This is a genomic window from Pradoshia sp., assembly GCF_051873915.1.
GTDB lineage: Bacteria > Bacillota > Bacilli > Bacillales > Pradoshiaceae > Pradoshia.
In genome coordinates, this window is record NZ_JBJEFJ010000116.1 from 1 (window position 1) to 10,043 (window position 10,043).

Consider the following 10,043-nt stretch of genomic DNA (forward strand, 5'->3'; position numbering starts at 1 on the left):
TCACGATTCCTTATTCAAATCCACTATTTTATGATACGCTTGATTCATAGATACCTAGTAAGTGTGGTGAGAGTCTTGTTTAAATTATTAGTGATTGAGGATGACCAGACCTTGTTCCAGGAGCTTCGGGACCGACTTTCCAATTGGTCTTATGAGGTTAACGGAATTACTGACTTTTCCAATGTGCTGGCCGAGTTCACAGAAGCGAAGCCTGATTTGGTCATCATTGATATTCAGCTTCCTAAATATGATGGATTTCATTGGTGCCGAATGATCCGTAATCATTCGAATGTGCCGATTATTTTCCTGTCCTCACGGGACCATCCAACCGATATGGTCATGTCTATGCAGCTTGGGGCGGATGATTTTGTGCAAAAGCCGTTTCATTTCGATGTGCTGCTTGCGAAGATTCAAGCAATCCTCAGACGCACGTATAATTACAATGCAGAAACAGCTGCCCTTAAGACATGGTGCGGTGCAGTGATTGATTTTGAGCGAAATAGTATCAGCAAGGATGAGATAGAGATTGAACTGACGAAGAATGAATGCTTTATCCTCAAGCAATTGCTTGAGCATAAGGACAAGATTGTCAGCCGGGATGCCTTGATTCGTGCTTTATGGGAGGATGAGCGCTTTGTCAGCGATAACACGCTCACGGTGAACGTCAATCGTCTTCGCAAAAAGCTCGAACAGCTTGGTCTTGGCCACATGATTGAGACGAAGGTTGGACAAGGCTATATCGCCAAGGAAGAGGAGTCACCTATATGAAGGCAAAATTCCTGAAGGAGCGTCTAAGCTGGATCCTCTTGATTGTCGCAGTGCAGGGACTTATCCTTTTGATTGCCTGGCTTGATCATTCCATTCCCATTACACCTGTGCTGTACGCTGTTTTCTTGACAACGATTCTCTCTCTTGCCTTTCTCTGCTTCCGCTATATAAAGGAGACGAAGTTTTATCAGGAGTTGGATAATTGGACAGCCGATCTCGATACGGACACGCTCCCGACACCAACGAGTCCATTTGAGAGAATAGTTGCGGATACACTCATTCAGCAGACCACTTCGCTTCGGAATGAGACGTATGAGAATACCGCCATGCTTGAATATGAAAAGGATGATTTGCTGGCATGGATTCATGAGGTGAAGACCCCGCTTACGGCGATGAAGCTGATTATCGACCGTACCGAGGATGAGGAGATGAAGGCTCAGCTCATGTACGAATGGCTTAGGATTCATTTATTACTTGATACACAGCTCCATCAGAAGCGGATGCCCTTCATGCATAATGATCTCTACATTGAGCAGGTCAGCTTGAAGCCGCTAATGATTCAGGAGATTAAGATGCTTCAGTCCTGGTGCCTGCAAAAAGGCATTGGCTTTGATTTAGAACTTGAGGCTGATGTCGTCTTAACGGATGCCAAATGGGCCGCCTTTATCATCCGCCAGCTGTTAACCAATGCCGTCAAATACAGTGAGCAGGATGAGATTCGCTTGAAAAGCTTTCGGGATGACAGTCACACATATGTGCAAATCATTGACAATGGACGCGGAATTGACCCGAAGGACCTGCCCCGTATCTTCGACAAAGGCTTCACATCAACAACGGAGCATCAAGATCGTTCCTCAAGCGGAATGGGGCTTTATTTAACGAAGCAGGCAGCCCTTGCCCTGCACATCAAGATCAGCGTGGAATCAACACTTGGGGAAGGCACGACCTTCACGCTCCGCTTCCCGAAACGAAATGAATTTGAGTCCGTGATAAGTGTGTGACAATAATGTCACATGCTTTTCTTATTTGTTCGCTAAATAGCAGGAAGACTTTCTGCCATTATTCTAGACTAATAATAGAAACGAAAGGAGTGAACGACTGATGAATATTCTTGAAGCAGTTAAGATTCACAAATACTACGGGAATAAATTTAATAAGCAGGAAGTATTAAAAGGCATTGACCTCACGATTCAAAAGGGTGAGTTCATCGGGATTATGGGTGCTTCCGGCTCCGGGAAAACAACCCTGCTCAATGTACTGTCATCCATTGATAAAGCAAGCCGAGGGTCCATCCTGATTGAAGGGCAGGAGCTGACGAAAATGTCCGATCGCAAGATAGCCCAGTTCCGCATGAATCATTTAGGATTCATCTTTCAGGACTATCACCTGCTTGACACATTGACCGTGAAGGAAAATATCCTTCTCCCCCTCTCTGTCCAAAAGGTGAATAAGAAAGAGGCCGAACAGAAATTCAATGAAATCGCTGAAACATTAGGCATACTTGAGGTCCAGAATAAATATCCAAATGAAATCTCTGGCGGGCAAAAACAGCGTACCGCTGCTGCTAGAGCGTTCATCCATGAGCCTAGCATCATTTTCGCCGATGAGCCGACGGGTGCGCTTGATTCGAAATCTGCCTCCGATCTGCTCGGGAAATTGGGCCAGCTCAATGAACAGCTCGGTGCAACCATCGTCATGGTCACTCATGATCCGCTTGCAGCAAGCTATTGCAGCCGTGTCATTTTCATTAAGGACGGACAAATTTATACACAGCTGAATAAAGGCGAGGAAGACCGTCAAACCTTCTTCAAGGCCCTCATGAAAACGCAGGGCATTGTGGGCGGTGTTCAAGTATGAGTGTCAATTCTCTCATCTGGCGCAGCCTGAAGAAAAATCTTAAAAACTATTATCTATACATTTTTGCCCTTGTCTTTAGTGTCGCTTTGTATTTTTCATTCGTTACCTTACAGTACGATCCATCGATGGACCCGATGGAAGGGACCATTAAGGGGGAAGCGTCCATCCGGTCAGCCTCCATTCTCTTGATTGCGATCGTGACGATCTTTCTTGTGTATGCCAATAATATCTTCATGAAAAGACGCAGCAAGGAAATCGCCATGTATCAATTAGTTGGGATGAATAAGTCGAAGGTATTCACGATTTTGAACACCGAAAATAGTATTCTCTATTTCGGCTCTTTATTGGCGGGAATTTTCGTAGGATTTTCCTTCTCGAAATTATTGATGCTCATTCTTATCAGAATCACCAATGTCGACAACTTAGCGAAACTGAATTTCTCAACAGAAGCCCTTATTCAAACGGCTGCGGTGTTTATCGGAATATTCCTGATTACGATGCTTGTCAATTACTTCTTCATTAAGCGAAAAGGCATCCTGGATCTATTCCATACGGTCTCCTCAACCGAAATGAAGACAAAAAAGATTTCTGTTTGGGAGGTATTGATTGGGCTGCTTGGCCTCCTTCTGATCATCACGGGCTATTATGTCTCCTCCATGCTGTTTGATGGAGATTTCGGCACAATCAATGAGTTATTTATGGCGATGATTTTTATCCTAGCTTCCGTCATTATTGGAACATACTTTTTCTATAAGGGTTCTATCCGCTTCTTATTCAACCTGATACGCAGGAAGAAGAATGGCTATCTAACCATTCAGGATGTGCTCTCCCTTTCATCCATTATGTTCCGGATGAAATCAAACGCCATGCTCTTAACGGTCATCACGACGGTATCGGCTTTGTCCATCGGGCTGCTTTCTTTAAGCTATATCGCCTATTACTCCGTTGAGAAGCAGGCTGAGCGAAATGTGACAGCAGACTTTTCAATCGCCAACATGAAGGAAGTACCTTTGTTTGAAGACGCCCTGCAGGAGAAGAAGATTGGCTACGAGGAGAAAAAAGTTAATGTGATTCAAGTGTATACTGACCTCGAGGAAATTACGGCAAAAAGCTTTGAAGAAGTCAACTACACGACTGATCATATGCCTATGCCACTAGTAAGTGACACAGCCATTGATGGGTTGAATTTGAAGCCGGACGAAATCAAGTTTACTGGCTATAGTGACATGATCGCCACGCTTGTTCAATTTAAGGATTCAGGCACGGTTCAACTAGAAAGTCCAGACGGCCATATTCCTTTAACCTATGTGGGTATTGATAAGAAACCGATTGTTTCCTCCTACTTTACAGGCGGAGGAATGCCGGTCATGATTGTGGACGAGTCCGTGTATGAGAAGCTAGCCAAGAAACCAGACCCATCCATTCAATTGGAATCATCCGTTCATACGGGGATTACGATTAAAAATGAAGCCAATCTGGAAAAGGCGAATGAGGTCTTCTTGGAAACGGTCGACAGTGACATGAACGATTCCCGCTATCAACAAATTCTGGATCAAAAAAATAGTATGGGATTATTGTTCTTTGTCGTCGCGTTCCTAGGACTCACCTTCCTGATTACCTCCGGCTGCATCCTTTATTTCAAGCAAATGGATGAAGGCGAAGAAGAGCTGCCAAACTATACGATTTTGCGCAAGCTCGGCTTCACGGAAGGTGATTTACTAAAAGGCATCATTGCCAAGCAAATCTTCAACTTCGGCATCCCGTTGATTATCGGTCTATGCCACGGCTATTTCGCCGTGCAATCCGGCTGGTTCTTCTTCGGATCTGACCTATGGACGCCGATGCTGATTGTGATGGTTCTATATACAGGCCTCTACTCCATATTCGGCATTCTATCCGTGCTGTACTACAAGAAATTAATTAAGAAGGCCCTTTAATCCTTAGCAGTCTCCAGTCATTCAATGGCTGGAGGCTTTTTTTATTCTATGTGCGCTCACGAGGATGAATGAGCCTCCCCTTCCCCCTACATTGGTCGTTTGATTCGAGTGACAATAATGTCACATGCTTTTCTTATTTGTTCGCCAAATAACAGGAGGTTAACCAGAATATTCCTGTACACTTGTATTAATCGATAAAAGGAGTGACGGACAGATGAATATATTAGAAGCAGTAAAAGTTCATAAAATGTATGGCAATAAGTTTAATAAACAGGAAGTTTTGCAGGGCGTGGATTTAACCATTGCTAAGGGAGAGTTTATCGGCATCATGGGAGCCTCCGGTTCAGGGAAGACCACCCTTCTTAATGTCCTATCCTCCATTGATAAGGCAAGCCGTGGAACCATTTATATCGAAGGACAAGAAATGACGAAAATGAAGGACAAGAAACTGGCCCAGTTCCGCATGAATCATTTAGGCTTTATCTTTCAAGACTATCATCTGCTAGATACCTTAACCGTCAAGGAGAATATCCTCCTCCCCCTCTCTGTTCAGAAGGCAAACAAAAAAGAGGCTGAGCGCCGATTCAAGGAAATAGCCGAGACTCTTGGCATAAACGATATCAAGGATAAATATCCGAATGAAATATCTGGAGGACAGAAGCAGCGAACGGCCGCTGCCAGAGCCTTCATCCATGAACCAAGTATCATCTTTGCGGATGAACCAACAGGTGCCTTAGACTCCAAATCAGCGTCAGACCTGCTGCACAAACTCGGCCAGCTGAACGACGAACTTAAAGCGACCATCGTCATGGTCACCCATGACCCGCTTGCGGCAAGCTATTGCAGCCGCGTCATCTTTATTAAGGACGGCCAGATTTATACGCAGTTGAACAAGGGGGATGAGAATCGACAGCAATTCTTCAAGGATCTGATGAAAACACAAGGAATTCTAGGCGGTGTTCAAGTATGAGCATTGGCAAGCTGATTAGGCAAAGCCTTAAAAAGAATCTGAAAAATTACTATCTGTACGTGTTTGCTCTCGTATTCAGTTCGGCTCTTTATTTCTCCTTTGTCACACTCCAATACGATCCTGCCATGGATGAGGTAGAAGGCGGCATTAAAGGGGGCTCGGCCATTCTTACAGGCTCCATCCTGCTGATTGCTATCGTTGCCGTATTTCTAGCCTATGCGAATAATCTTTTCATGAAAAGGCGCAGCAAAGAAATTGCCTTATACCAATTAGTCGGAATGAACAAGCAGAAGGTCTTTTGGATCCTCTCTTCCGAAAACAGCATTCTCTATTTCAGCTCCTTAATTGGGGGGATCTTCCTCGGCTTTGCCTCCTCTAAATTATTGCTGCTGATCTTACTTAATATTACAGGAACAGAGGACATTGCTTCCTTGAGGTTTTCCAGTGCTGCCCTTATCCAGACGCTCATCGTCTTTTTCGGGATTTTCCTGTTTACCTTATTGATTAATTTTTTCTATATCAAGAGAAAAGGCATTCTGGCCTTATTCCATACGGAAACAACCACAGAGATGAAGGCAGGGAAAATCTCTCTATGGGAAATCCTGATGGGACTTATCGGAATCTCGTTCATTACTGGTGGTTATTATGTATCGTCTAAGCTATTCGGGGGAGACTTCCAAACAGCCAATGAATTTTTGCTTGGGATGGTCTTTATTCTTACCTCAGTCATTCTCGGGACTTACTTCTTCTATAAGGGCTCTATCCGCTTCCTCTTCAATCTTGTACGGAAAAAGAAGAATGGCTATCTAACCATCAATGATGTCCTGTCCTTGTCTTCCATCATGTTTCGTATGAAGTCAAATGCACTCTTGCTGACCATCATCACGACCGTTTCTGCCCTTGCCATCGCCCTCTTATCGTTAAGCTATATTTCGTATTATTCGATCGAAAAGAGCGCTCAGGATAGAGTGGCGGCTGATTTTTCCTTTGCAAACCAGGATGATTATGAAATATTCATCAATCTTTTAACAGAAAATCACATCGCTTACTCCGAGAAACAAATTAAAGTCATCCATGTCTACGCAGATCTAAGCGATATCGTAAACGGCAGTTTTTTTGAAGTAATGGACTATAATCCAAACCGTAAAACCATACCCGTCGCAAGTGAAACAGCCGTGGAAGGCTTAAATTTAGCCAAGGATGAGGTCATCATGGCTGGGTTCAGTGATGCAAATGCCAGCCTTTATCAATTTAATGAATTAGGTACGTTAATCCTTGAAGGGCCAAATGGCTCAATGAAGCAAACCTTGACGGGATTGAAGAAAGAATCTCTTGTTTCCAGTTATTTCACTGTTGATATGCCTCTAGCTCTCGTCGATCAGACCGTTTTTAACGAGATCGCTGAGAATCCTGATTCCTCTATCCAGCAGGAAGCTACTATCTTTATGGGTATTACGATTAATCATGAAGCCAATCTCAAGAAAGCGAATGACCTGTTCATGGAGCTCCCGGATGAAGAGTACATGAATGACTCCCGTCCACAGCTTGTCCATGATATGAAAAACACGATGGGCTTGATGCTCTTTATTGTTGCCTTCCTCGGGCTCACGTTCTTGATTACATCCGGATGTATTCTTTATTTCAAGCAGATGGATGAAGGCGAAGAAGAGCTGCCGAACTACACAATCCTGCGCAAGCTCGGTTTCACGGAAGGCGATTTATTAAAAGGTGTCATTGCCAAGCAAATCTTCAATTTCGGCATCCCGCTGATCATTGGCCTTTCCCATGGCTATTTTGCCGTTCAGTCCGGCTGGTTCTTATTCGGAACTGAGCTATGGACACCAATGCTGATTGTCATGGTTCTTTACACCGTTCTCTACTCAATATTCGGCCTTCTCTCTGTGCTCTACTACAAGAATTTGATAAAGAAGGCCCTATAAAAACCAAGGCTCCAGCTGTTAAAAGCTGGAGCCTTTATTTCTGTTTATGTATCGTTCGGACAGCCTTGATAATCTCACTTTTTGGTATCTCCGGGTATTTAGCCTGGATTCTTTTCACACAATCTGTCCAGCTCTCCTCCTGCAGAAGACGCTGAATATCTGCCTCAACCTCCGGAGGTAATCCCCTTCCTTCCTCCTCATCCATCTCTATGTTCTCTAAGAAAAGGCCTGTCACCCCATGAATAATGGTCATCACCACTTTCATCAGCAAAGAAATTTCTATTCCATCCATAAAGAAATCAAGCATGCTCAATACCATCAACGTTCCGCCCCATTCCAGCAATGTACGAAGGAATGTATTGGTATAAAACGCTTTGTATCGATCCTTCACCGCATTTAACAAGGAATCTATCCATGTACCGACGCCTATATCAATCACGCAAAACAAGATGAGAAATAGGAGCAAATATGGGATTGAGGCGTAATCCTGCCCTGTGAAATGAATAAGGAACGCATACATGATTCCTGCTGGGGCAAAGATGGCGAGCAGAATCATAAATACCGAAATGATGGCCAGTAGATTTTTCACGATACTCCCCCTTTTTCAAGTAGGTTAGACAAAGAACAATCTTGATAAAACAATAAATAAAAAAGACTCTTCTATAAGAGTCACTTCTGAAAATCTATCTATCTTATAAAATTTGTATGTAATATATTGTTGTCATTCATTCTAACTCTCCTTATATACTTTAAGAAAATCAGAAGTATGAACAACATGAAATGATTGACCATCTATATCAAACATCCCACTCCTATAATCATTGGATACTAAAAAATCAGCCTCATAAACGAACGCACACTTAACAAACATTAAATCGGTTTTATCTTTAATTTTATCTATATCCGGCATCTGGCTTATATTAGCCGAGCTGCCATAATAAAAGAGCTTAGCTATATCTGACATAAAAGATAAACGATCTTGCTCTTTTCGTATAAAATTCCTCGCAAAATTTTTTGAGACATACATAAGTTCTCCAATTGAATCTTGAGAAAAACCAATATATATTTTTCGTTTCTTCACTAATTTTAGGATTGTTTGACAATCTTCATCCCCATAAAACCACCCATGGATAAATACATTCGTGTCTAAAACAACTTTATATCTTTTAGTCATATCACCTTCTATGATAGTTCAATGCTTTTTCAATTTCCCTTTTCGTTAATCCTTGTTCTTTAATCGTTTTATTAATAATGTCTTGAATATTCTCCATAAAATCAAGCGTTTTTTCTTTATCTTGAATTTGAGTACCCATTTCTTTGTCCTCCTTTTTCATACATATCACCCCCACATCTCTTTATCTTTGGTAATATGTATATTTTCTATACCCCAATGGTAGCATCGAAATGTTAAATTTTGGAGTTTTACTTTTCGACAATATTCCCTCTGATAAAAATAAAAACCACTCTTCTGTTCAATCAGAAAAGTGGTTTTATCATTTCAGTCATGAAAGTTCACGAGGTTATTGCCTGAAAATCTTTTATGTAAAAGACGATCATTAACCTAGTTGGATGGATTCATGCATAGAACGAACAAAGAATTATTTCCCTTGTTGCTTGTTCATCGCATTCATCATTTGATTTACTTTCTTTTGGGAAGGTTTCATTCCCATTTGTGTCATCATCATCTTAATCATTTGCTCATTAATTGGCGGGTTTTTCTTTAGGTAGTCCATCATGTATTTACGTGCGATGAAGAATCCTAAAGCTACACCAGCAAGCAAGGCAATGATTCCTGTTAGAATATAGTATAACATAATCCTTAATAACCTCCTCCGTGCTGTCTAACAGACATTATTAAACCAAGAGTAATAATACCATATGTGGGGTGATATTTCTATCAGATTTTGGCGTATTATGCTGTTATCGCTTGAAAAGTAGCAATTTTAAAGCTAGAGAGGAAAGGTTATGGCTTCCATGCTCAAGAAAGAATGAATTTCGGCTGCTTGATTGGTCTGAGCCATGCACAGCGTCCTTCCCCTGTGTCGAGTGCGAGGAAGTATGGATTCCATTGCCTGAGCCATTCAAAGAAAATCGTCTCACTCTCATAGCTTCCTGAAGCGTGCAGAATCAGTGAGTGGTTTCGGTAGCCGAGAGAGGCTTCACTGAACGCTCCATTTCTATTCTTACGGATATAATATACCCCGTTTTCTTCAAAACATCCTTGTTTACTTTTGATTTTTTCATTCATATAAGAGTTGAACAGATTGGCAGGGATTCGTTTTGTCACACACATAATCTGCCGGCGGAGAATTCGCTTGTCATCCCCTTCAGCTTCCTCAAAATCCTGGAATAAGTTATAAAACATATATTCACGGCCATAAAAATGATTGGCGAATTGGTTTTCAATTAAATAAATAATATATGTGCGCATACTGTCCCTCCTATTCCTTTGCATCTATTATAGACAAAATAGTATACATTTTCTGTAAAAATCTGATGCAGATAACCTCTAATTTTGTCGAAAGGATGAATTTTGCTTGCATTTGCTCCAATTAGGTCAAAAGTTTGACG

At 42.0% G+C, this 10,043-nt stretch carries 11 protein-coding genes; 6 read left to right on the forward strand and 5 right to left on the reverse strand.

The window, feature by feature from the left end; all coding sequences use genetic code 11:
- The first annotated feature begins 75 nt into the window (after window positions 1-75).
- The 6 genes from ACI35L_RS10845 to ACI35L_RS10870 all read left to right on the forward strand — a co-directional run bounded on the left by ACI35L_RS10845 (window position 76) and on the right by ACI35L_RS10870 (window position 7,472).
- On the forward strand, window positions 76-768 hold the full coding sequence (locus ACI35L_RS10845) for a response regulator transcription factor (protein WP_439802889.1): 693 nt from the start codon (window positions 76-78) through the stop codon (window positions 766-768).
- Window positions 765-1,769, forward strand: a complete 1,005-nt coding sequence (locus ACI35L_RS10850) for a sensor histidine kinase (RefSeq protein WP_439802881.1) — start codon at window positions 765-767, stop codon at window positions 1,767-1,769. The genes ACI35L_RS10845 and ACI35L_RS10850 overlap by 4 nt, the downstream gene beginning before the upstream one ends.
- A gap of 100 nt (window positions 1,770-1,869) precedes the next feature.
- Window positions 1,870-2,625 (forward strand): ABC transporter ATP-binding protein, encoded by a 756-nt coding sequence (locus ACI35L_RS10855; RefSeq protein ID WP_439802882.1) that lies wholly within the window; start codon window positions 1,870-1,872, stop codon window positions 2,623-2,625.
- Window positions 2,622-4,562, forward strand: coding sequence for an ABC transporter permease (locus ACI35L_RS10860; protein WP_439802883.1), 1,941 nt, complete (start codon window positions 2,622-2,624; stop codon window positions 4,560-4,562). Before ACI35L_RS10855 ends, ACI35L_RS10860 begins: the two co-directional genes overlap by 4 nt.
- Window positions 4,563-4,776: 214 nt before the next feature.
- Window positions 4,777-5,532 (forward strand): ABC transporter ATP-binding protein, encoded by a 756-nt coding sequence (locus ACI35L_RS10865; protein WP_439802884.1) that lies wholly within the window; start codon window positions 4,777-4,779, stop codon window positions 5,530-5,532.
- Window positions 5,529-7,472 carry an ABC transporter permease gene (locus ACI35L_RS10870; RefSeq protein ID WP_439802885.1) on the forward strand — a complete coding sequence of 648 codons (1,944 nt, stop codon included), beginning with the start codon at window positions 5,529-5,531 and terminating at the stop codon, window positions 7,470-7,472. Before ACI35L_RS10865 ends, ACI35L_RS10870 begins: the two co-directional genes overlap by 4 nt.
- 34 nt (window positions 7,473-7,506) lie before the next feature.
- Here ACI35L_RS10870 and ACI35L_RS10875 read toward each other — a convergent pair whose 3' ends face one another.
- The 5 genes from ACI35L_RS10875 to sirA all read right to left on the reverse strand — a co-directional run bounded on the left by ACI35L_RS10875 (window position 7,507) and on the right by sirA (window position 9,903).
- The gene (locus ACI35L_RS10875) at window positions 7,507-8,061 is read right to left on the reverse strand and encodes a YrvL family regulatory protein (protein ID WP_439802886.1); all 555 of its coding nucleotides are present in this window, start codon (window positions 8,059-8,061) and stop codon (window positions 7,507-7,509) included.
- A gap of 141 nt (window positions 8,062-8,202) precedes the next feature.
- Entirely contained in the window at window positions 8,203-8,646 is a 444-nt protein-coding gene (locus tag ACI35L_RS10880; RefSeq protein ID WP_439802887.1) for a putative toxin-antitoxin system toxin component, PIN family, read from the reverse strand.
- Window position 8,647: 1 nt separating this feature from the next.
- Window positions 8,648-8,785: a hypothetical protein gene (locus ACI35L_RS10885; protein ID WP_439802888.1), complete on the reverse strand. Its 138-nt coding sequence runs from the start codon at window positions 8,783-8,785 to the stop codon at window positions 8,648-8,650.
- Window positions 8,786-9,070: 285 nt separating this feature from the next.
- Window positions 9,071-9,286 (reverse strand): YneF family protein, encoded by a 216-nt coding sequence (locus tag ACI35L_RS10890; RefSeq protein ID WP_049671032.1) that lies wholly within the window; start codon window positions 9,284-9,286, stop codon window positions 9,071-9,073.
- A gap of 164 nt (window positions 9,287-9,450) precedes the next feature.
- A complete protein-coding gene (gene sirA, locus ACI35L_RS10895; protein WP_049671033.1) occupies window positions 9,451-9,903 on the reverse strand; it encodes a sporulation inhibitor of replication protein SirA in 453 nt (150 codons plus the stop codon).
- Window positions 9,904-10,043: the final 140 nt, after the last annotated feature.

Bases quoted from the DNA above. Each gene is read 5' to 3' on its own strand.
- ACI35L_RS10850 (WP_439802881.1), top strand. From the start codon at position 765: ATGAAGGCAAAATTCCTGAAGGAGCGTCTAAGCTGGATCCTCTTGATT.
- ACI35L_RS10855 (WP_439802882.1), top strand. From the start codon at position 1,870: ATGAATATTCTTGAAGCAGTTAAGATTCACAAATACTACGGGAATAAA.
- ACI35L_RS10860 (WP_439802883.1), top strand. From the start codon at position 2,622: ATGAGTGTCAATTCTCTCATCTGGCGCAGCCTGAAGAAAAATCTTAAA.
- ACI35L_RS10865 (WP_439802884.1), top strand. From the start codon at position 4,777: ATGAATATATTAGAAGCAGTAAAAGTTCATAAAATGTATGGCAATAAG.
- ACI35L_RS10870 (WP_439802885.1), top strand. From the start codon at position 5,529: ATGAGCATTGGCAAGCTGATTAGGCAAAGCCTTAAAAAGAATCTGAAA.
- ACI35L_RS10880 (WP_439802887.1), bottom strand. From the start codon at position 8,646: ATGACTAAAAGATATAAAGTTGTTTTAGACACGAATGTATTTATCCAT.
- ACI35L_RS10885 (WP_439802888.1), bottom strand. From the start codon at position 8,785: ATGGGTACTCAAATTCAAGATAAAGAAAAAACGCTTGATTTTATGGAG.
- ACI35L_RS10890 (WP_049671032.1), bottom strand. From the start codon at position 9,286: ATGTTATACTATATTCTAACAGGAATCATTGCCTTGCTTGCTGGTGTA.
- sirA (WP_049671033.1), bottom strand. From the start codon at position 9,903: ATGCGCACATATATTATTTATTTAATTGAAAACCAATTCGCCAATCAT.